The sequence below is a fragment of the Marinococcus salis genome (assembly GCF_054971365.1).
Genome location: NZ_JBQOJB010000006.1, coordinates 119,185 through 140,730 on the forward strand (window position 1 = coordinate 119,185; position 21,546 = coordinate 140,730).

22 protein-coding genes are annotated in these 21,546 nt (G+C 46.3%); 14 read left to right on the forward strand and 8 right to left on the reverse strand.

The genetic code is table 11. The features are described from left to right. Positions 1-9: 9 nt before the first annotated feature. Positions 10-735 (reverse strand): alpha/beta hydrolase, encoded by a 726-nt coding sequence (locus ACTTK6_RS07805; RefSeq protein ID WP_462833111.1) that lies wholly within the window; start codon positions 733-735, stop codon positions 10-12. Between the two features lie 128 nt (positions 736-863). Between ACTTK6_RS07805 and ACTTK6_RS07810 the strand changes: the two genes are divergently transcribed. Further along, positions 864-1,418, forward strand: coding sequence for a phosphatidylglycerophosphatase A family protein (locus tag ACTTK6_RS07810; RefSeq protein ID WP_079475915.1), 555 nt, complete (start codon positions 864-866; stop codon positions 1,416-1,418). A gap of 142 nt (positions 1,419-1,560) precedes the next feature. Then, complete coding sequence (locus tag ACTTK6_RS07815) at positions 1,561-1,746, forward strand: hypothetical protein (protein WP_022795241.1); 186 nt, start codon at positions 1,561-1,563, stop codon at positions 1,744-1,746. Positions 1,747-1,843: 97 nt separating this feature from the next. Here the strand turns inward: ACTTK6_RS07815 and ACTTK6_RS07820 are convergent, their stop codons facing one another. Next, a complete protein-coding gene (locus ACTTK6_RS07820) occupies positions 1,844-2,665 on the reverse strand; it encodes an SDR family oxidoreductase (protein ID WP_079475916.1) in 822 nt (273 codons plus the stop codon). Positions 2,666-2,846: 181 nt separating this feature from the next. Here ACTTK6_RS07820 and hemG point away from each other — a divergent pair, with 181 nt between their 5' ends. Then, positions 2,847-4,232, forward strand: coding sequence for a protoporphyrinogen oxidase (hemG, locus tag ACTTK6_RS07825; RefSeq protein WP_079475917.1), 1,386 nt, complete (start codon positions 2,847-2,849; stop codon positions 4,230-4,232). A 41-nt stretch (positions 4,233-4,273) separates the two neighbouring features. Here the strand turns inward: hemG and ACTTK6_RS07830 are convergent, their stop codons facing one another. After that, complete coding sequence (locus ACTTK6_RS07830; RefSeq protein WP_079475918.1) at positions 4,274-4,741, reverse strand: NUDIX hydrolase; 468 nt, start codon at positions 4,739-4,741, stop codon at positions 4,274-4,276. 240 nt (positions 4,742-4,981) lie between these two features. Between ACTTK6_RS07830 and ACTTK6_RS07835 the strand changes: the two genes are divergently transcribed. From ACTTK6_RS07835 to ACTTK6_RS07850, 4 genes are all read left to right on the forward strand, one after another. Then, the gene (locus ACTTK6_RS07835) at positions 4,982-5,404 is read left to right on the forward strand and encodes a universal stress protein (RefSeq protein WP_079475919.1); all 423 of its coding nucleotides are present in this window, start codon (positions 4,982-4,984) and stop codon (positions 5,402-5,404) included. Positions 5,405-5,710: 306 nt separating this feature from the next. After that, positions 5,711-7,186: a Na+/H+ antiporter NhaC family protein gene (locus ACTTK6_RS07840; protein ID WP_079475920.1), complete on the forward strand. Its 1,476-nt coding sequence runs from the start codon at positions 5,711-5,713 to the stop codon at positions 7,184-7,186. 220 nt (positions 7,187-7,406) lie between these two features. Continuing rightward, entirely contained in the window at positions 7,407-8,849 is a 1,443-nt protein-coding gene (locus ACTTK6_RS07845; protein WP_218669542.1) for a YfcC family protein, read from the forward strand. Positions 8,850-9,003: 154 nt separating this feature from the next. Next, on the forward strand, positions 9,004-9,666 hold the full coding sequence (locus ACTTK6_RS07850) for a type 1 glutamine amidotransferase domain-containing protein (protein WP_079475921.1): 663 nt from the start codon (positions 9,004-9,006) through the stop codon (positions 9,664-9,666). A gap of 106 nt (positions 9,667-9,772) precedes the next feature. On the opposite strand, the gene ACTTK6_RS07855 is transcribed toward ACTTK6_RS07850, so the two are convergent. Beyond that, on the reverse strand, positions 9,773-11,152 hold the full coding sequence (locus ACTTK6_RS07855; protein ID WP_079475922.1) for a Glu/Leu/Phe/Val family dehydrogenase: 1,380 nt from the start codon (positions 11,150-11,152) through the stop codon (positions 9,773-9,775). A gap of 207 nt (positions 11,153-11,359) precedes the next feature. Between ACTTK6_RS07855 and ACTTK6_RS07860 the strand changes: the two genes are divergently transcribed. Further along, positions 11,360-12,472 (forward strand): NADH:flavin oxidoreductase, encoded by a 1,113-nt coding sequence (locus tag ACTTK6_RS07860; RefSeq protein WP_079475923.1) that lies wholly within the window; start codon positions 11,360-11,362, stop codon positions 12,470-12,472. A gap of 133 nt (positions 12,473-12,605) precedes the next feature. Next, positions 12,606-13,838, forward strand: coding sequence for a YeeE/YedE family protein (locus tag ACTTK6_RS07865; RefSeq protein WP_462833112.1), 1,233 nt, complete (start codon positions 12,606-12,608; stop codon positions 13,836-13,838). Positions 13,839-13,890: 52 nt separating this feature from the next. Here ACTTK6_RS07865 and fumC read toward each other — a convergent pair whose 3' ends face one another. Beyond that, positions 13,891-15,279 carry a class II fumarate hydratase gene (gene fumC / locus ACTTK6_RS07870; RefSeq protein ID WP_079475925.1) on the reverse strand — a complete coding sequence of 463 codons (1,389 nt, stop codon included), beginning with the start codon at positions 15,277-15,279 and terminating at the stop codon, positions 13,891-13,893. 211 nt (positions 15,280-15,490) lie between these two features. Between fumC and ACTTK6_RS07875 the strand changes: the two genes are divergently transcribed. Continuing rightward, a complete protein-coding gene (locus ACTTK6_RS07875) occupies positions 15,491-16,336 on the forward strand; it encodes a 50S ribosomal protein L11 methyltransferase (RefSeq protein ID WP_158219180.1) in 846 nt (281 codons plus the stop codon). A gap of 2 nt (positions 16,337-16,338) precedes the next feature. Then, positions 16,339-17,307, forward strand: a complete 969-nt coding sequence (locus ACTTK6_RS07880) for a 2-hydroxyacid dehydrogenase (RefSeq protein WP_462833113.1) — start codon at positions 16,339-16,341, stop codon at positions 17,305-17,307. Positions 17,308-17,360: 53 nt separating this feature from the next. Here the strand turns inward: ACTTK6_RS07880 and ACTTK6_RS07885 are convergent, their stop codons facing one another. Beyond that, a complete protein-coding gene (locus tag ACTTK6_RS07885) occupies positions 17,361-18,722 on the reverse strand; it encodes an alanine/glycine:cation symporter family protein (RefSeq protein ID WP_462833129.1) in 1,362 nt (453 codons plus the stop codon). Between the two features lie 250 nt (positions 18,723-18,972). On the opposite strand from ACTTK6_RS07885, the gene ACTTK6_RS07890 reads away from it, so the two are divergent. Further along, positions 18,973-19,275: a hypothetical protein gene (locus tag ACTTK6_RS07890; protein WP_079475927.1), complete on the forward strand. Its 303-nt coding sequence runs from the start codon at positions 18,973-18,975 to the stop codon at positions 19,273-19,275. Between the two features lie 136 nt (positions 19,276-19,411). Here ACTTK6_RS07890 and ACTTK6_RS07895 read toward each other — a convergent pair whose 3' ends face one another. Continuing rightward, the gene (locus ACTTK6_RS07895; RefSeq protein ID WP_462833114.1) at positions 19,412-19,798 is read right to left on the reverse strand and encodes a sulfurtransferase; all 387 of its coding nucleotides are present in this window, start codon (positions 19,796-19,798) and stop codon (positions 19,412-19,414) included. A 217-nt stretch (positions 19,799-20,015) separates the two neighbouring features. Here ACTTK6_RS07895 and ACTTK6_RS07900 point away from each other — a divergent pair, with 217 nt between their 5' ends. Together ACTTK6_RS07900 and ACTTK6_RS07905 are read left to right on the forward strand one after the other, a co-directional pair. Beyond that, complete coding sequence (locus ACTTK6_RS07900; protein WP_079475929.1) at positions 20,016-20,351, forward strand: metal-sulfur cluster assembly factor; 336 nt, start codon at positions 20,016-20,018, stop codon at positions 20,349-20,351. Positions 20,352-20,498: 147 nt separating this feature from the next. Then, positions 20,499-20,660 carry a hypothetical protein gene (locus ACTTK6_RS07905; protein ID WP_158219179.1) on the forward strand — a complete coding sequence of 54 codons (162 nt, stop codon included), beginning with the start codon at positions 20,499-20,501 and terminating at the stop codon, positions 20,658-20,660. Positions 20,661-20,703: 43 nt separating this feature from the next. On the opposite strand, the gene map is transcribed toward ACTTK6_RS07905, so the two are convergent. Next, positions 20,704-21,459, reverse strand: a complete 756-nt coding sequence (map, locus tag ACTTK6_RS07910) for a type I methionyl aminopeptidase (protein WP_079475930.1) — start codon at positions 21,457-21,459, stop codon at positions 20,704-20,706. Positions 21,460-21,546 lie beyond the last annotated feature (87 nt).

A 21,546-nucleotide genomic window follows, 5' to 3' on the forward strand; every position in this document is an offset into this window, starting at 1 on the left:
AGTCCTTTCTCAATCTAATTCGATGTCAAACATGTAAGCAAGCGAATGAAGTACGTCCTGTTCCCATACTTTCCACAAATGGCCGCCCTCGAGCTCTTTATAATAATAGTTGGAGGCTTTGGAGGAAAGATAATCATACAACTCCCGATTTGGCTTCAGAAAATCTTCGACCGTACCGGCAGTCGTGTCTACTTCCTGCTCCTCAGTGCCAATAGTATGGTACATTGTAAACGTAGGCCACTTTTCTGAATTTTTCAGGGCGCTGAACACCGTTTCGTTTACAAGCGGGGAATGCATTACAATCCGCTGAAAAATGTTAGGATAACGCAAAGCAGCCATTAAGGATACCGTCCCTCCGAGGGAATCACCAAGCAGCGTCCGTGCTTCGGGCGAAGGCTCTGTGTGATATTCTTTTTCCATAAATGGAAGGAGTTCTGATGCCATAAATTGAAGATAATTATTATGGCCGTCTTCATCAGGGTGGTACCAGTTTCTGCGCTGGCGTACAGAGGGATAGGGGACACCTGCGATTACTATGTCGGGAGCTCCTTCCTCCATAGCCCGTTCGGCGTAGCGTACTAGATGGCCAAGCCGGAAGTAATCCTTGCCGTCCTGGGCGATGATTAAATGATATGTAGACATAGGAGTGAATCCATCCGGGGTGTATATGCGTAAATCAAATGAGTGATCCAATATTTCGCTGTGAAATGTGATATCCTGCTGGGTACCGTCCATGACGTTTCACAATCCTTTCATAGGGAAATAATATTAGTGGAGTTTCTTATTGTTGCAATAGCTATTGTAACATAATTTTAAGGGCTTTTTATGTATTCCGGATTGCACTCGATAAAGGAGGCAGCAATATGACTAAAGAAAGAGTATCAAGCGAAAAAGTAGAAAAAGCAGCAAGAGACATGCTCGAGGAGCGCGGCGTCACCCTGCAAGACATTGCCGACATCGTATATAATATGCAAGCAAAATATGCGCCCAACCTGACGATGGATGACTGTTTGGAAAGCGTGGATGCTGTATTGTATAAAAGGGAAATTCAGCATGCTATATTAGTGGGCGTAGAAATCGATAAACTGGCTGAAAATAATCAGCTGTCTGAGCCATTGCAATCCCTGGTTGATACGGACGAAGGACTTTTTGGCATTGATGAAACAGTAGCACTTGGTTCAGTATTTGGCTTTGGCAGTATAGCCGTCACCACATTTGGATATTTGGACAAAGCAAAAGACGGTATTATTAACGAACTGGACACAAGCGAAGACAAAGTGCATACCTTTTTGGATGATCTGGTGGCAAGCATTGCTTCGAGTGCTTCTGCGCGTCTTGCCCACCGGATGCGTGATAAGGAAGAAGAACGAACAAGCAGGCAGATCAAGCACCGGGAAGATGAAGAACTGATCGGCTGAAAATAAAATGATTAACCCCGCAGTTATTTGGCTGTGGGGTTTTTGTGCGAATGATTGTTATACTTAACAAATAAAGCAATTGAGAGTACAATATGTAGAGAAAAAACAAATTTAAATATATGATAAAGGAGTAGAAATTCTAGTGCAGGAAACCAAACCACGTTGGATATACTGGAAAAAAACGTTTCACTCAAAGTTTCAGGCCGGCTGTCTCAAAGCAAAGCTGGAAGAAAACTGGCACAATGGATATGAACTGGGTCCGCTCGTCGAAATAAGAAAGCTGCGCTCCAATAAATATGTAGTGCGATATACGTACGATGAAGCTTGACATTTACACATACAGCTTTGTAACAAACAAATTGAATAGAAAAATGTAAGAGCCGTTCTATGTCCATAGGCATACAGCGGCTCTTAGTTATGATGAGCTATTCGGTACTCTCTTTCCATCCTTGTTCAAACAGCATTTTTCCCGGCCAGGTGTAGGCCATCAAGCCGCCATCAGCTAAAATAGTTTCACCGGTAACAAAAGAGCTGTCATCCGAGGCAAGAAAAAGGGCTACTGTAGCCATTTCCCGGGGATCTCCAAGCCGCCCCATCGGTGTCACCCATTTTTGTGCCTCGCGGAACTGCCGGCCGCTTTCTTGCTCCTGGCTCCCGGCAAGATCATCAATCAACGGAGTTTCAATAGTCCCTGGGGCGAGGGCGTTCGCCCTGATTTTATTCCGGCCGTAATCAATTGCCATCGCCTTTGTCATATTTGTGATACCGCCTTTAGCCGCGTTATAGCCTGAACGGTCCAGGTCAGCAGCGAGACCGGACATAGAAGAGACGTTGATAATAGCACCGCCCTCTTCAAGCATTAACGGTATTATATATTTGCTCACTAAAAAGGTTCCCCGCAAATCGACACTCATAATCTGGTCGAATAATTCAACCGGGTATTCATGAAGCTTGCCGCCCTCCTGATCAACACCAGCGTTGTTAAATAAAATATCGATAGTGCCGTAATTGCTTTTCATGTGCTCTGCAAACTCTTGCACACTTGACTCGCTTGAAACGTCAAGCTTAACAGAAGCAGCTTGGCCATTATTATTATTGATGGAGGAGACAGTATCAAGCAAATCGTTTTCATTCACATCAGCGCAAACAACTTCTGCTCCTTCTTCGGCAAACACCGCAGCTGTAGCCTTTCCAATTCCGTTCGCAGCACCAGTTATAATAGCTGTTTTTCCGTTTAGTTTTCCCATAGTTATTTCTCCTTTCAACCATAGCAGATGTCAGCCTGATACCAATACCTGTTCCTATCTCTTTGTAAACATTTGTAAACGTATGCATGCAAATATTTTATATATTTGCATCAAATGAAGAACGGCGGCATAATTTTAGGAAGAATATAAAATCGTTAGAAAGCAGAAAAGAGGAAGACTGATGAAACGTATTACCGTAGTTGGCGGGGGGATTACAGGGCTTACTATTCTGTATTACCTGCAGAAATGGAAACTGGCAAGCAGCAGCAATATTGAATTGACCCTTGTAGAAAAAGAAAATAAAGCAGGCGGAAAAATACGAACTGTGCATCATGAAGACTTCATTATGGAGACAGGGGCTGACTCTGTCGTAGCCAGGCACGGGGCGGTGCTTCCGTTGATTGAAGAAGCAGGTCTCGAAGAAGAAATGGTTTATAACAGTACCGGAGTGTCGTACCTGTATGTAAAAGACCAGCTTTATCCGCTGCCAAGGGATGCGGTTTTCGGTATCCCGCCGGGCCCGAAATCACTCCTGAAAAGTCCGCTTCTTTCCTGGAGAGGAAAATGGCAGGCGCTTGGAGACTATGTGAAAAAGAATAAAGAATTCACGAAAGAAAGTTCGGTAGGAGAGTTTCTTGAAGCCTTTCTCGGTCGTGAACTAGTAAAAAACCAAATCGCGCCAGTATTATCCGGGGTGTATTCCGGAGATATTTATTCGCTTACCATGGCATCGACGCTGCCATACCTGGTGGACTATAAAAATGAATTTGGAAGTATTATGCGGGGGATCGCCAAGAATAAAGAAACGTTTGGTTCGGGAGGCAGCAAAAAATTTATTTCATTTCGAAATGGTTTGTCTTCACTTCCAGAAGCGCTTCTTTCAAAATTAACCGGAACAGAGGTGCTGCTGGGGCGATGTGTAAATTATATTAAGCAGGAAGAGGAAGCGTACCAGCTGCAGCTAGATAACGGAGAACGTCTGCAGGCAGATGCCGTAGTCATAGCGGCTCCTCATCAGACTGCCTCGCGTATACTGCAGGACGAAGAACTGACGGAAATGTTTAATCAGTTCCAAAGCTCTTCTCTTTTAAGCGTGTACGCTGGTTTTTCCCTGCCTCCGGACAGTCTGCCAAAAGACGGGACAGGGTTTATCGTTTCTGAAGACAGTGATCTTGAATGCAATGCGTGCACATGGAGCAACCGGAAATGGGCCCATACTTCGAAAGGGGAAAATGTGCTTGTACGATTATTCTACAAAAGCTCGAAGCCTGCCTATGAACGAATGCAGACAGGAGGAGAAGAGCAGATCAAACAGACAGCGTTGAAGGATCTAAAGAAAAGCCTTCACATTGACCAGCAGCCAACAAGCCTTGAAGTAACAAATTGGGAACAGTTGATGCCAAATTATCATATCGGGCATAAATCAGCGGTCGACCAGCTCGAAAGGATGCTGGAAGAAAAATATCCTGGGGTTTACTTGGCTGGAGCTTCGTATTACGGGGTAGGCATTGGTGCCTGTATTCAAAACGGAATAAACACCGCAGAAACCCTCTATAATAATATTTAAGAGTAAGCCTTTTCCAGTGGGAGAAGGCTTGCTTTTTTATATTATGTATCGCCCGGATACCTGGTGCGCAGGTAATCCTCCATCACCGTCTGCTGGCCGCTAACAATTGTTTCGGGAAGATCCGAAGGATTCAAAAAAGCGACCGAGGCTGATTCCTCAGGGTCAGGCTGGATAGCCCCTTCCAGCTCTTCCACAGTGTAGACGATAATAACACAGTAAAAAGGATCACCGTTTGGTGCCACCACGAATGTATCCTCCCCGGAATACACGTTAAAGAGACGGAGGCCCTGGGCGCGGAGCCCGGTTTCTTCCAAGGTTTCCCGTACTGCTGTTTCTTCGGCTGTTTCCCCAAGCTCCATTAAGCCTCCAGGAAAGCTCCAACTTCCCGGGGGACTGGTTCTTTCCTGTAATAGAATACGTCCATCGTCGTCTTCTGCAATGATGAGAGCACCTACAAGAATAACTGTTTCTTTGCCGACGAGGTGCCTTAAGTTTTCTACATATCCCACGTGAAACTCCCTCTCTGTAATATTTTCTCTACCATATCATGAAAGCAAGCGCAGGAGAAAAGCGACCTGAATATTAATACGTAAAAATATGGTATGTTAAAGTAAAACAATCAATAGTATTTATGCTGTGTCCGACTTCTGCCGTCAAAGCAAAACAAAAGCTGTATAAACTGGCAGAAAACCGGGAACAATATGTTAGAACAGAAAAAACGAAAGTGAAGTAACAGAGGGGGCGTTTCTATGTTTAAACGATTATTAATTGCAGTAGATGGTTCTGATCATTCCGCCCGTGCGGTGGAAAAAGCAATTGAGAGCATCGCGCCGGAGCTCGCAGAAGTTTATGTAGAGGTGGTATATGCCACCAGCTCCGCGCAGCCAAAACCAGGCAAGCTGAGTGAGCATGAATTATATATTCATCAGCAGAATGAAGAGGAAATCCTGCAGCCTGCGGTCGAACGGCTGAATGCAGAAGGAATAAGAACAGAAAAAATAGTGCTGCACGGGGAGCCGGCGGCAGCCATCAGTGAATATGCCAATGAATATGAATTTGATTGTGTTGTTGTTGGAAGCAGGGGACTAAATCCGCTGCAAAAAATGGTAATAGGCAGCGTCAGCAGAAAAATCGTGGAACAAATACGACACCCAGTGCTTGTTGTAAAATAATGGCGAAATATTAGATGTAAGGTGACTTCTGCATAAAGCTACAAGCATTTAATGCGGGTCTTGATTGTTTGCAAGGTTATGCTTCATTGTTCTTAAAGGTACTTATGCCTTAAACAATATGAATAATATGCTGCACTGCTTGCGAAAAATCCGCAGGTGCAGGACTCGATAGCTGCTATTGAAATCAGCAGCTATTTTTGGATAGGGAAAATTCTTTTCAAGGTGTACGTTTGTCCATTACAAACAGGCACTGGAGTGGTAAAATGGTTTCCGTGCTGAATAATTTTTTACATAGGAGTTTTATACATGGCAGAACAAGAAGAAAAGTTAGAAAGAGCCGTAGGGGCCAAATCTATCGAAACGTTGGACTTCAGGATCGGGGCTTTCGGTGCTGCAGTGCCGTTATTGTTTTTTGTTGTCTGGGCAATCACTACCAGCGTCCTTCAGTTGTCCTCTGAAATTGGACTGGTCCTTGGAGCGGTCATTGGTTTGACCCTGGGAATGCTGTTTTGTAAAAGCCGGTGGGCAGACTATGCCCAGGGCCTGTTTGACGGACTGGCTCAGCCTATTGGCGTAATCGCTATGGTTGCCTGGTTTTATGCAGGTATGTTCGCCCAGGTGCTGCAGGTGGGAGGTTTAGTGGAAGGGCTTGTCTGGACAGGGATAGCCACTGGAGTAACCGGCGGCCTGTTCACCGCCGTGACCTTTCTGCTTGCTGCAGTCTTTTCTACAGCAGTAGGCACCGGCTACGGTACGACTGTGGCGTTTTGTACGTTGATGTTCCCTGCTGGTGTTGCTACCGGAGCAGATCCGGTACTGCTGTTTGCTGCGATACTTGCTGGAGCAGTTTTTGGTGACAATCTTGCCCCTGTTTCAGATACTACGATCGTTTCAGCGACGACGCAGAATGCGGATGTGCCGGGGGTAGTGCGCAGCAGGTTCAAATACGCCATTGCAGCAGCTATCCCAAGTGCAGTGTTATTTGCAGTTTTTGGCGGTGGGGGCGGCAGTGCTGTTCCTGGCGTTTCAACGGCAAATGCAGTGGAAGACGTTTCGCCGGGCGGGTTGATTATGCTTTTGCCGTTTCTGCTCGTTCTTTTACTGGCTTTATCCGGCCAGCATTTAATCACCTCGTTAACGTGGGGAATTGTATCAGCCATTCCATTAGTGGTTATTTCCGGCCTTGGCTCATTTTCAGATATTATTCGCTTTAATCCTGAAGCAGATGCTGTGGTCGAAGGAGCGTTGGTCGATGGAATTACCGGCTATGTAAATATGGCTATCCTGATTTTATTAATTGTAGCAGCAGCCTATTTGATGAGACTTGGCGGCACGATGCAGGCTATTACGAACGGACTGGTGCGCTGGATCAAACATTCGGTGCGCCGGGCAGAGCTGTCAATGTGGGGGATTGTGGCTCTGTTGAACAGTTCTATTACCATTAACACAGCTGCAGAAATTGCAGCAGCCCCGTTCGTGCGGGACATAGGCGAAAAATATGGTATCCACCGTTATCGCCGGGCCAATCTGCTGGACGCAGTAACGTCGGCACTTGGTTATATTTTTCCATGGGGAGCGCCGGTGCTACTAGGCTGGTCGACAATTCAGACCATGCAGGAGCAGTACAGCTGGCTGCCGGTAGTAGAGCCGACCGCAGTATTTCCCTTCGTCTTTCAGGGCTGGTTTCTCGTTTTAATCATGCTGTTTGCAGCGATTACCGGGTGGGGACGTCGTTATGAAGGAAAGAACGGGGAAGAACTTCGGGAACGTCCTTCGAAATAAACGAAAAGTATGCTGCTTTGGCGGCATGCTTTTTTTATTTATGGGAGTTTTTTGAAACATCTACAGTGGTTGTTATATTATCTGCGAAAGAACAATAGCAGAGCGATAAAAATTAGTGAAAATGCCTGAAAAAAGTTTCGGATTTGTATCAGAATGACCAATGAACTTTGTCTTTGAATTCTCTAGTATAAAACGTAAGAAATTCAAAGAAGGTGAAAAAATGAAAGAACACGCAGAAGAGACGGAGAAGCCGCAGCCCCACCCTGAAAAAAGCAGCAGGTTTCATATGCCTCATGTCTATGTGATTTTATTTATGTTTACTGCTTTGGCAGCAGTCGCTACTTACATAATCCCTGCCGGTACATTTGAAGAGATCCCAGGACCCGAAGGGAGAACGACAATAGATCCGGAATCATACCAACAGATTGCTTCGGATCCAATAGGTATTGTTGATTTTATGCTTGCAGTGCCAAATGGACTGGTTGCAGCAGCAGAAGTGGTATTCTTTACTTTTGTGATTGGCGGTATGTTTATGGTGCTGCGCCGCACCGGTATAATTGAAATTGCCGTGGACCGGCTAACGCGGAAATTTTCAAACAAGAGTCTTGCGATAGTGCCGGTACTAATGTTTGTATTTGCTTTTATATGCAGTCTGATAGGTACGCAGGAGCTTAGTCTAGTGTACGTACCTGTTATTTTGCCTCTAATGGTTGCCTTAAAGTACGATTCGGTAACTGCCGCGGCTATTGCGTTAATAGCGACCACTGCAGGTTTTACAGCTGGTTTTTTAAATCCCATTAATACGGGGCTTGGGCAGCAGGTAGCTGACGTTCCGCTGTATTCAGGGCTTGGGGTTCGTATTGCTTTGTTTCTTACACTGGCTGTTATTGGAATCCTGTGGGTGCTTAAGTATGCGAAAAAAGTGAAACAGCGGCCGGAATTGAGTCTGACCTATAAGGAAGACGAAGAAAAACGATCACTGTATCTGCATACGGATGACACAAAGGCTTATATTTTTCATAAGCGTCAGAAAGTTGCTTCCATGTTTATTTTCATATTTTTTGGAATACTTATTTATGGTGTGCTTGCCCAGGGATGGTTTATGCTTGAAATGGCTGGATTGTTCATCATCATGGGTATTGTAGTGGGTATGATTGCAGGATTGACACCGTCTCAGGTATGTGATGGTTTCAACGAAGGCTTTCGGGACGTACTGGCCGGGGCGATGATTGTAGGTGTGGCAAGAGCGGTAGCCGTAGTCATGGAGGAAGGGCAAATCATGGATACCATTGTTCACGGACTGGGGACAGCGGTAAGCGGCATGCCGGTTGTACTGAGCGCTGGGGGAATGTTTGTCATTCAGTTTCTGTTCAATTTCCTAGTGCCATCAGGAAGCGGCCAGGCGCTCGTAACGATGCCAATTATGGCTCCGCTTTCGGATCTTCTCGGAGTAACCCGGCAGACCTCAGTGCTCGCTTACCAGCTGGGAGACGGTTTAGGGAATATTATTTTTCCTACATCCGGTTATTTCATGGCCACTCTTGCGCTTGCGGGCGTCCCCTGGCACAAATGGGTAAAATTTTATTTCCCCCTGCTTCTCATTTGGATGGGTATCGCAATTATCTTTTTAACAGGCGCCCAGCTGCTGCAGTGGAACGGCTGAATGTGAGCAGATTGCTTTGCATGGATCCCAGATACGATTACAATGGGATCTGCATTAGCGAAAAGAATGTTTAAAAAGGTGCAAGGAAAGAAAAAGCCTCAGACATTCTTTCGGGCTTACTCAGAAGATAATTTTGGAAAGGGTGACAAACGTCATGGCAAAAAATGTATTAATGGTTGTAACAAGCCATTCCAAAGTGAACAATGAAGCAAAAACCGGTATTTGGCTTTCTGAATTTGCGGAAGCATATATTGAATTTCAAAATAAAGGTTATAATGTAACGATCGCAAGCGTAGACGGCGGGAAGCCGCCTATCGATGAAGGCAGTGTGCAGCAGGAAACGCGCCAGGAAATTCTGGATGCAGAAAAATATCTCGAAGAGACCGTGAAGGTGGATACCGTCTCTGCTTCGGATTTTGATGCCATCTTTATTCCTGGAGGCCACGGAGCGATGTTTGACCTGCCGGAAAGCCAAAAAGTCCAGGAACTTGTCCGGGATTTTTATGAAGCGGATAAATATGTGGCTTCCGTATGCCACGGCCCGGCAGCATTGGTTAACGTTACACTCTCTAACGGGGAACCACTTGTTTCGGGTAAACGGGTGAACGCCTTTACAGATGCCGAGGAAGAAGATACCGGACTTACGGCACACATGCCTTTTCTACTTGAGAGTCGTCTTCGTGAGCTTGGAGCTGAATTCGTCACAGCACCGAATTGGACTGAGCACGTGGAATCCGACGGCTTTTTGATCACTGGACAAAACCCGCAGTCGACAGAAGCAGTGGCAAAAGAGTTTGTTCAAAAACTGGGCAGCTAAAGCTGTCTTAAAACAGTGAGCCCCGGACTTTCCAACCAGCTTGGAAAGTCTGGGGCATTTTTTACAGAAAAGACCGTGCGCATCTGCACGGTCTTCATTTGTTAAATTAATATAATTTTCCGCGAATATGGAGCATTGTACAAAGCGACATAATGGAATGAATGTAACAGTTTTGACGGAGGGCATAAGGGTCTCCAAAAAATTCAGGGAGCACGCGGTCCATCGTTTCTTTCATTTTATCAAACAAAATTTTCGTCACCTGCTCCTCGGAATAATACAACGTTTCCCGGCCCTGCAGCCATTCGGAGTAAGAGACGATCACACCGCCGGCGTTGGCGAGGATATCAGGAATAATTACAACCCCCTGTTCGGCTAAAATAGCGTCTGCTTCAGTAGTGATAGGGGAGTTGGCGCCCTCAATAAGAATGGAAGCTCTAACGTCCTGAACATTATCTTTATTAATAACTCCGCCAAGAGCGGCGAAAAACAGAGCATCTACTTCAAGAGAAAGAATATCGTCACGGTCACGGAGCTCTGCACTAATGCCAAGGTCATGAATTTCTTCCTCCGTAGTAGGAAGGTCTCCATGATGGTCATTGGCAAAGTCGAGAAGAGCCGGGATGTCGAGTCCGTCTTCATTATAAAGAGTCACATTGTGGTCGCTGACGGAAATGACCTTCGTGTCGAGGTAATCGCAATTGTATGCCTGCATCGCGGTTACTGAGCCAACATTGCCAAACCCTTGGACGGCTATAGATAATGGACGGTCGTAAAATTCAAGAGCTGTTTTAAAAAACTTGTTTTCCGATGTTTGAAATTCATCGCGCCGATTCTTTAAAAAATCATGCAGCAGGTAGCGAAGACTGAAATAAACACCTTTGCCTGTGGCTTCTCTTCTACCGAGGGAGCCGCTGTTTTTTACGCTTTTACCGGTGAAGCTGCCCCGGTACGGAATTCCGGGATTAATGTTTTTATATTCTGCCATCATCCAGTCCATTTCCCTGGCGCTTGTGCCGGCGTCCGGAGCGGGAATGTCCTTATCCGGCCCGATCACGTCGTTAAAGTACTGTACGTACTTTTTACATATAAGGTTTAATTCTTTTTTAGAAAAATCCTTCGGATTGATGCTGATACCGCCTTTACCGCCGCCGAACGGCACGTCGTGCAGGGCGTTTTTAATGGTCATCAGAGAAGCAAGAGAGGAGACCTCATCTTCATTCACGCTTTCATGAAAACGCACACCGCCTTTATAAGGCCCCATCGTGTCGTTATGCTGCACCCGGTAGGCAGGAACCCGTACTACTTCACCGTTTTGAAGGGGCACACGGAGAAATGATTTGTGTACGTGGTTGGGAGTGGAAAGGATGGAGATGAGAGAGGAAAAAGCCGTTTCACGCTCCTGACCCTCATAGTCGGGAAGAAAAGTATCATCCTGCATCAGGGCATCGAGCGATTCCTGAATGATTTTTGTCGCTTTATCTGACATATTATGTCCTCCTTAAGGTATTTGTACCTATGTAAGTAGTCTAGTAAGGAATACCACTTTTCAGTAGAATGCAAACGGGTTCCGGTAAATTAGCATCAAAAAAATACAGAGGTTGAGCGGATAAGTTGCATTTGGAAAAACGATGCGTGCATACTGATTTTTGCATACTACTTAATATATGGTGACAGCAGAAAGGAAGTTGTAATAATGACAAAGGAAGCATCTAATCAGCAGGCAGCGGCTCCGTTATTTGAACCCTTTCAGATAAAAGATCTGCATCTTGAAAACAGAACGGTAATGGCTCCGATGACAAGAGGATTCTCTCCGGGGGGCGTACCAAATGAAGATGTGATAGCCTATTATCGGCGGCGTGCTGAAAACAACGTGGGACTGATCGTAACAGAGGGCACCGGCATCAATCACCCGGCGAGCGTAGAAGACCCTGGAGTTCCGGCTTTTTACGGAGAAAGTGCATTGGCAGGATGGGAAAAGGTTGTAGACGCAGTGCATGAAGCGGGGGGCAAAATCATCCCCCAGCTCTGGCATGTAGGTATGACCCGGCCGGTCGGGGCAGAACCGAATCCTGAGGCGATGCCTATTGGGCCTTCCGGTTTAGCGTTAAGCGGGGAAGCAGTGTCAAAGCCATTAACGGAAACAGAAATTCAAGAGCTAATACAGGCCTATGCGGATGCGGCAGCAGCAGCGAAGCGTATTGGCTTTGACGGCATTGAAATCCACGGGGCTCATGGTTATTTAATTGATCAGTTTTTCTGGGAAAAAACTAATAAACGCACGGATCAATACGGAGGCGATTTCGTGGAACGGACCCGGTTTGCCGTGGAGGTAATCGAAGCGTGCCGCCGTGCGGTAGGAGAGGATTTCCCTATTTTCTTCCGGTTTTCGCAATGGAAGATGTCTGATTTTGAAGCCAAGCTTGCTGCTACGGCTGATGAACTTTCCCAATTCCTGCAGCCGTTGTCTGAAGCAGGCGTGGATGTCTTTCACTGCTCTACCCGACGCTTCTGGGAACCGGAATTTGATGGTTCTTCCCTTAACCTTGCCGGCTGGACAAAGTACTTAACCGGCAAGCCGTCCGTGACAGTAGGCTCTGTAGGGCTGAACGGCGTTTTTACAAGCTTTGAAAAAGCAGAAAACGACGACATCCAACAATTAGTCGAGCGGCTGGAAAACGGTGAATTTGACCTGGTCGCTGTCGGCCGTCCGCTGTTAACGGATCCGGCGTGGGCGAAAAAGATGCAGGAAGGCAGAACGGAAGACCTCGTGCCTTTTACTAAAGATGCATTAAGTGAGTTGTATTAAATGCCATAGAACGTAAATGAATAACTCTCCGGCTGGTGCCGGGGAGTTATTTTAATAGTCAATGTGTGAATGATATCTGGGAGGGAAAAGAAGAACAAAGCTCTAGAACAGCTACAGTCAGGAGAATTAATAAATGAAAAAAGCAAGTTCCGAGCCAGAAATATCTATTTTAAACAATCCACAAAATATTGTTTCGCTAGTATGCTTATTAGTCATCCTTGCGCTTTCATTCGTGTCTTATCACATATCAGGCTGGTCGTATGTAATGCTGCTCTGGATTGGTTTTTTTCTCGGATTTTCCCTTTTCCACGCCCGCTTCGGCTTTTCGGCCGTTTACCGGCAGATTATTGAAAAAGGCAATACGGAGATGCTCCGGGCCCATATGCTGATGCTTATCCTGGTTTCCAGTTTTTCAGCTGCCATTTTTATTCTCAGCCCGGCTTTCTTCGGCACCGTGCCAATACCGGCTCTTTCCGCTGTGAGCGTGGGGTTGGTAGTTGGAGCTTTCATTTTCGGTTTTGGTATGGAAATAGGCAGTGGTCTTGCCCCCTCCTCATTTTACGAAGCAGAGGGCGGCAGAACCGCCTTAATTTGCACATTGGCCGGTTTTACAGTGGGGGCAGTGGCAGGGGCCTCCCATTTTGGCTTTTGGAACACGTCACTACCTTCATTTGAACCAGTCTCTCTGGCAGTGGATACGGGAATTGGTTACATTTGGGCCTGGGTGATTCAGATTGTTTTTCTCAGCTTAATTGCTTTTGGCTCATATGTGCATAAAAAACGAACGAGACCCCCGGCTCTTCCACCACTTCCTTCAGCTGCAAGCTGGAGCCGGATAATCTTTGGATCCTGGCCGCTGTGGGTGGGTGCTGTTATTCTGGCAGTATTAAACGCGCTCATCTTTCTCGTTCAGGGGGAACCGTGGAAGCTGACAGCCTCCTTTACTCTATGGGGCTCAAAGATAGCGACGGTTCTTGGAATGGATGTTAGCGACTGGAAATACTGGTTTGAACAGGATCAGTTTGTCGCTCTTCATCAGCCAGTAATGATGGATTCCATGAGCATCATTAATTTTGGTGTGGTCCTCGGTACCGTAGTAACCCTGGCAATGAACCGCCAGATTCGTTTCTCCAGAATTGCTCCGCGTGTGGCTTTGATTGCTCTGGTTGGCGGGGCACTGATGGGATATGGCGCCAGTATTTCATTTGGCGCCAACATTGGGGCATATTTCAGCGGTATTGCCTCGTTCAGTCTGCATGCGTGGATATGGCTTGTTATGGCCGTGCTTGGTGTTTACACTGCCTATTATTTTAGTCACCGGCTGCCGTTGTATCATTACGAAGAAGGAAAACGTACGGATGAATAAGAATAACCTCCCAGGCCAATCAAAGCCTGGGAGGTTATTGTTTTATCATTGTTTATTCACTCGGGGAAACCATTTTGGCCGGATCTACAATTAATTCAAACTCTTCCTCATTTAGCATACCGCTTTCAAGCACGGCTTCCTTCAGTGTTTGCCCATTAGCGTGGGCTGATTTAGCAATTTTAGCTGCGTTTTCGTACCCGATGTGCGGATTCAGCGCTGTGACAAGCATCAGGGAATTTCGCAGATGCGCATCGATACGTTCCTGGTTTTCTTCAATGCCGACCGCACATTTGTCGTTAAAGGAAACGAGCGCATCAGCGAGCAGGTAGCTGGACTGCAGGAAATTGTAAACAATAACCGGTTTAAACACGTTTAGTTCAAAATTGCCCTGACTGGCTGCAAAGCCGATTGTAGCATCGTTGCCCATTACCTGTGCTGCAACCATAGTCAATGCTTCGCTCTGGGTTGGATTTACCTTCCCTGGCATGATAGAGCTTCCTGGCTCGTTTGCGGGGATGGAAATTTCTCCGATTCCGCAGCGGGGGCCGCTTGCAAGCCAGCGCACATCGTTTGCAATCTTCATGGCATCAGCAGCCAGCGCTTTTAATGCCCCGTGTGCGTAAGAAATTTCGTCATGGCTGGTGAGGGCGTGAAATTTGTTTGGGGCGGAACGGAACTCCTTCCCGGTATAGGAACTGATTTCTTCAGCTACGTATTCCCCGAATCTCGGATGGGCGTTGATCCCTGTACCGACAGCAGTGCCGCCGATTGCCAGGTCCTTTACGTGATCAATGCTTTCTGTAATCATTTCAGCAGAACGCTCAAGCATCCGGTGCCAGCCACTGACCTCCTGGCCGAGAGTAAGCGGAGTGGCATCCTGGAGATGCGTGCGGCCGATTTTAATGACATCCTCAAACGCGTTCATTTTGTTCTCAAGGGTCGCACGAAGCGTTTCCACGGCAGGAAGAAGCTGATCCTCCACTTTTTGCACAGCGGCTACGTGCATCGCTGTTGGAAAAGTGTCATTTGAGCTCTGGGAACGGTTGACATCGTCGTTTGGATGCACGCTCTCAGAAGATCCTTTTTCTTCGAGCAGCTGGGAAGCGCGGCGGGCCACCACTTCGTTCATATTCATATTAGATTGAGTGCCACTTCCGGTTTGCCAGACAACGAGTGGAAAGTGGTCGTCGAGTTTTCCGGAAAGTACTTCGTCGCAGGCTTCAACGATCGCGTCGGCCTTTTCTGCTTCAAGCTTATCCAGGCGTTTGTTTGCGAGAGCCGCGGAGCGCTTTAAAATAGCGAATGCGTATACTACATCGATCGGCATAGTTTCCTGGCCGATTTTAAAGTTTTCAAGGCTGCGCTGGGTCTGGGCGCCCCAATGCTTGTCCTTCGGTACATGCATGTCTCCAAGTGTATCTTTTTCTACGCGATAGTCCATCGATAGGTCGACCTCCTACTAGTATCAATAAGGTAAATAGAGTAAGCACTCTTCCTCTAGATTAAAGAACATTTTTAAAAAAAGAAAGGCTTTTCAAAGGAGAAATACTAATTTCCTCGTCTATGCCGGCAAAGAGAACCTGATCACGAAAAAATGAATGTTGCATGGACGATCGTTTTGCTATAAATTTTACGAAAAGGAGGCAGCTGGCATGTGGTACTCAATCAAAGTCCCGGCTGGGGATAATGAAGCATGGAGCCTGCGGCTCTATGAGTATGATATTTATACATTTTATATTGATGAAGCAATACAGACAATGAAGGATGAAGACGGGTATACATACGAATTCAGCAGCGGGGAAAAAAGCAGGTTGTATGTTTACACGGAAAATGTCCCGAAAGAAGAGCTGGGCCGGATGCTTGGAGTCAACGCATGTGATATACATGTGTGGCAGCCGCCGGAATGGAAAGAGGCGTCCTATGAAAACATTGCACTCGCGGAAGGATGGGAGGTTGTGTACCCTCCGTTCCAGGAAACACAGCTGAAAAAAGAGCTTCGGCTTGATCCCCAGGGAGCATTCGGTACAGGAATTCACGAAACCACGAGAGATGCTCTCGAATGGATTGTCACTCAGGCAGAGGGAAGAAGAGCGGCAGATATCGGTGCTGGAAGCGGAATATTGTCAGTTGCCCTGGCAAAAAAAGGGGTGCAGGTAGCAGCTTATGACACAGAACCGGTAACGCGGGAGATTGAACAGCAGGCAGCATTAAACGATGTAGAAAACCGAATTGCAGTGTATGAACAGGATGTAGTTGGCACAGTCTTTCCGTACGAGGCGTATGACTTAGCCGTCATTAATATCGGGGCTGACACTACAGTACACTGGCTCGAACGAGCTGAATCTATACAAGACCTTCCTTTAACGATTGTCGTATCAGGATTGGTTGACTGGTCCGTTGAACGAGTCGAAAAAGCCTTCCAGAATAAAAATTATGAAATTGAATGGCGTAAGCAGACAAATGAGTGGCATACTATAATGTTTCAAAGGAGAGGATAACAGTGGACAAACCACATATCTTTATTGCAAGACCGATGCCGCACTGGCTAATTGAAAAGCTGGAACAGGAAGCCACGGTAGATGTATGGAATAAAAACGAAGCAGTGCCAGAAGAAGAATTAATCCGGAGGACGGAAGAAGCAGACGGGTTGTTTTGTACCGTCTCGGAAGCAGTTACGAGAAATGTAATTGAACAGGCGCCGCGGTTAAAAGTAATAGCAACGATGGCAGTGGGATATAATAACATTGATCTTGAGGCTGCAAGAGAGAATAAAATTAAAGTGGGCCATACTCCCGGCGTGCTGACAGAAACGACAGCGGATTTAACCTTTGCTTTACTGATGGCCGCAGCACGCAGGCTGCCGGAAGCAATGGATACGATCCGGAATAACGAATGGGGTTCCTGGGCACCCTTTGCATTTACAGGACAGGATATTTACGGGGCAACGCTTGGAATTATCGGCATGGGTCGTATCGGAGAAGCGGTGGCGAAACGGGCTGCTGGATTTGATATGAATATTCTTTATCATAACCGTTCGAGAAAGCGTGAGGCAGAAGATCGGGTTGGTGCAGTGTATACAGAGCTTGACGAGCTCCTTGGGCAGGCCGATTTTGTCTGCGTGCTTGCTCCGGCGACGCCAGAGACAGAAAAACTGATAGATGCGGAGGCCTTTCGCAAAATGAAAAAAACGGCGGTTTTTATCAATTCCTCGAGAGGAGCAACGGTGGATGAGCCGGCACTGATAGATGCGCTCCGGGAAGGAGAAATTTTTGGCGCCGGCCTGGACGTATTTGAGAACGAGCCTATTGGGGCAGACCATCCACTTGTCAGCCTTTCCAATGTTGTGGTGCTCCCGCATATCGGCAGTGCCAGCGAAAAAACGCGCCGGCAAATGGCAGATATAACCGCAGACCATATTTTGCAGGGACTCAAAGGGGAGCCGCTCACCCATGAAGTGCCCGAAACGTGAAAAAGCACCTCACGGGCCCATTACAGGCTCAGTGAGGTGCTTTCGTTTTGCTATTACTTGTTCCAGGTAGCTGTACCGTTCTTTTCTTCCTTCATTCGTTTACGGAAGCGAACCGTTTCCGCAGTGATAACGCCAGAGAGCCCTAAGAGGGCGATCAGGTTTGGCGCGGCCATCAGGCCGTTCATTGTGTCTGCAAGCGACCAGACAATTCCGAACTGGACCACAGCGCCAAAAAACACAGCGACAACAAAAATGACACGATAGGCAAACACAGCCTTGTACGTTTTGAAAAGGTAATAAATACACCGTTCTCCGTAATAGGACCAGCCCAGAATAGTAGAATAGGCGAAGAAAATGAGTCCTACAGAAACGATAATGCTGCCGGCCGGTCCTAAAAAGTACTCGAACGTGGCGGCAGTCAGTGGAGCGCCGTCTAACTCACTGCTTACAAAGTTCTGGCCCATCACAAGAGAAATACCGGTAATGGAACAGATAATAATTGTATCAATGAAAACCTGAGTCATAGAGACAAGCGCCTGCCGCCCGGGATAGTCAGTACGGGCTGCAGCTGCTGCAATTGGTGCGGACCCAAGGCCTGCCTCATTGGAGAAAACCCCGCGGGCCACTCCGTACTGGATAACAACCCCGACAGCCCCGCCGGCAGCAGCCTGTCCGGTGAATGCGTCGGAAACAATGGAACCGACTGCGGCAGGCACAAGATCTATGTTACCTAAAATGACAATCAGCCCGCCGACAACATAAAAGACAGCCATAACCGGCACAATAAATGAAACGACCCGGCCGATGGACTTAATGCCGCCAAGAATAACCACTCCGGTTAAAATACTGAGTATAATACCGGTAATCCAGGTAGGCACGTTCCAGTTGGAGTCCAGAACGTCTGCCACAGAGTTGGACTGGACAGTATTTCCGATCCCAAAGGCGGCAATCGCAGCAAACACGGCAAACAAAACCGCCAGCCATTTCCATCCAAGTCCTTTTTCTATGTAGTACATGGGCCCGCCGGCCATGCGCCCCCGTTCATCCTGGACACGGTATTTAACAGCGAGAATGGCTTCACCGTATTTTGTGGCCATTCCGAATAGGGCACTGATCCACATCCAGAAAACCGCCCCGGGACCGCCAATTACTACGGCTGTAGCGACCCCGGCAATATTACCCGTTCCGACCGTAGCGGCTAGTGCGGTCATCAGCGACTGAAAGTGGGAAATATCCCCATCTGATTTTTTGTCCTGTTTTGAAAAGGCGAGCTTTAATGCGTAAGGAAGAGTAGAAAATTGCAAAAATCCTAAACGAATCGTTAAAAAGATACCTGTTCCCAAAATAAGAATTAAAAATGGAGGCCCCCACACAATGCCACTGATAGTGGTAAGTAATTCCTCAACGCTGTTCATAAATCCTGACATATGTAACAACTCCCTTCCATAGTGCAACTGTACATAAGATGTTATAAAGATGTGAACAGTTTGTGAGAAAAGTTTACTATAAAAATAATAAATTTGGTACATGTTTTGTAAAAATTGTGAAAATTTCAGAAAAAGAGGAAAAATAATTTCCCCAAGAAATTTGAAATAAGAGGTTTTATGGAGAAAAGATTCGGGCATTCGTATAGGTAGACGTAATCGGATGAAGGAGGACTAGGCAATGAAAACAATAAAAGTAGATGAAGTTTTTACAGAAGATAAGGAACAGCTCCGTTATACAGACGGTGAGTTGGAAGTCCGTGATGATAACGGAGAGGACTGGGAAGTGAAGCTGTACGGAGTAGATAATCAGCGTTTCTTTACAGATGCTTTAAAAAATAATGAAAAAAAGCATTTAACGTTTGAAACCGATAAAGGCAGTATGTACGGCCTTGTATCAGTGGAAGCTCTGGATAATGCCGGAGTGGCCAATGAAGATGTAGTAACGCTTGTTGGAACAGGTCCATTAAACGGTTTTTCCTAAGAAAATATAACAATTAAAGAAATAACAACGGCCCGGGCAATTAAGCCCGGGCCGTTGTTATTAATGCAAGGAGAGAAAAGGCTCCAAAAAAATAAAGCAGGCAGCCGGATGAACGGCTGCCTGCTTTATGTAAATATTACGAACCACTGCATGGAAGTTTTACAGGGGGATAGCCCTGCTCGCCTCTGCGCACTACGGCGTAGCCGGTAACGGTGAAACCATTTTTTAACAGCAGCCGGGTGCTTAGATTGCGTGAAACTTTATCTGGAGCAATGAGAAACACTTCTTTTTTCGGAACGGTCTGCAAATGCCTTTTTAAATGCGGATACGGAAGAGCGAACGCCCCGTCCACCGGATTGCGGTCTGATTCCTGGTATTCGCGTACATCCAAAATATGGGCCCCGGTATCCTGACTTTGAGGAAGGGATGAACAAGGAACGCGGAAAACAGGCATCCAGCGTTTAAATGCCGGTATCATAACGAGAACAATAACAACTATGGTAATACTAAGCCAAAAAAGCATCTACGCCCTCCTCATTCCTTTCTTATAGCGATTCATATTGTATATTTTTCGGCAGGCAGATTCAAGAACTTTGCTTGCGCTTTTTATACTTACCCCTTCAGGAATTATGTATAACCACTTCATGCTATTAATTCTTCTCATGAAATTCAAGCATATTGGTTTCGGGGGACGTTAATTTTTGATAAGGTGAATACAGAAAGTAGGAGGTGAAGCTTCCATGGCAGAGACAGAAGAAAAAAAAGAACTGGAAGAACGAGTTTGGGCTGAACTGGAAAATGTTATTGATCCAGAGCTCGGTGTTGATATCGTAAATTTGGGGCTTGTGTATACAGTAACAATTGATGATAACAGACAGGCGAATATTGAAATGACTTTAACCGCAATGGGTTGCCCGCTTGCAGGAACGATTGTTAATGATATTAATTTCGCCTTGAATGATTTAAAGGAATACGGAGAAATCAGCGAAGTAGACGTGGACATTGTTTGGAATCCACCTTGGAGTAAAGATAAAATGTCCCGTTACGCCAAAATCGCTTTAGGTATTCCGGATTGATAACAAGAGAGAGCCGGTTGGAATAGTCCAGCCGGCTCTCTCTTGTTTATTTATTATTTTCATTTATCAGAAAAAATAAAATTTTCGGTTGAAATATATCGAAGAATGTATTATTATGTAAACATACTCAAAGGAGGCATTATTGTTTTGACAAACAGTCAACTGAACACAAATGAAATGATCGACAAAGGGATGCAGCAAGCCCACAGCATGAGCGTAGAAGAATCGGTTCGCACGATTGAAAACATCATGCAGGTCGAAGCAGCACGCCAGAAGGACTACGAAGACAATAAGATTGAAAATTTATAAGTAGTGAAAAGCGCGGCCCCATTGGGTCCGCGCTTTTTGACGCTTACAGGCTCTCCTGGCTCGTTAAAATAACCGGGCCTTCTTTTGTGATCGCAATTGTGTGCTCGTACTGGGCAGAATGACCTCCGTCCCGGGTGGTGGCGGTCCATCCATTGGATGTCATTTTGCTTTGCCAGTCTCCGGTGTTGACCATCGGCTCGATCGTAATAACGTGGCCGGGCTTTAAGCGTCCGCCTTTGCCTGGAGCACCGAAATGAGGAATCTGTGGATCCTCGTGAAGGGTAGGCCCAATGCCGTGTCCGGTGAAGTCGCGTACCACCGAAAAACCTTCGTTTTCCACGTATGTTTGAATGGCGTGGCCAATGTCACCGATGCGGTTGCCCGCTTTGGCCTGTTCAATACCTTTATATAAAGATGATTCTGTAACCTCCATCAGCCGTTCGAGTTCACTGCTTACGTCACCAACGGCATAGGTCCAGGCAGAATCCGCCAGAGCCCCGTTTAAATTCACTACCATATCAATTGTAACGAGATCACCATTTTCAAGAGGACGGGCTCTTGGAAAGCCGTGACAGATTTCATCATTTATGGAGGCACAGGTTGCGTATTTGTATCCTTGAAAGCCTTTTTGTTCAGGAGTGGCACCGCGCTCTGCCAGAAATTTTTCGACAAAATCGTCAATTTGTTTTGTGGTGACGCCTGGTTTGACCATTTTGGCGATTTCTTTATGGCAGGCGGCAAGAATCTTCCCAGCTTCGTGCATAAGCTCAATTTCTCGTTCTGTCTTCAACGTTACCATCGTCTGTCTCCTTTTATTCAGTATCAAATACCATTGTAAAACATTCATACAAGAAATGCATTGTTTGGTGATTTCCTTTATAATTGC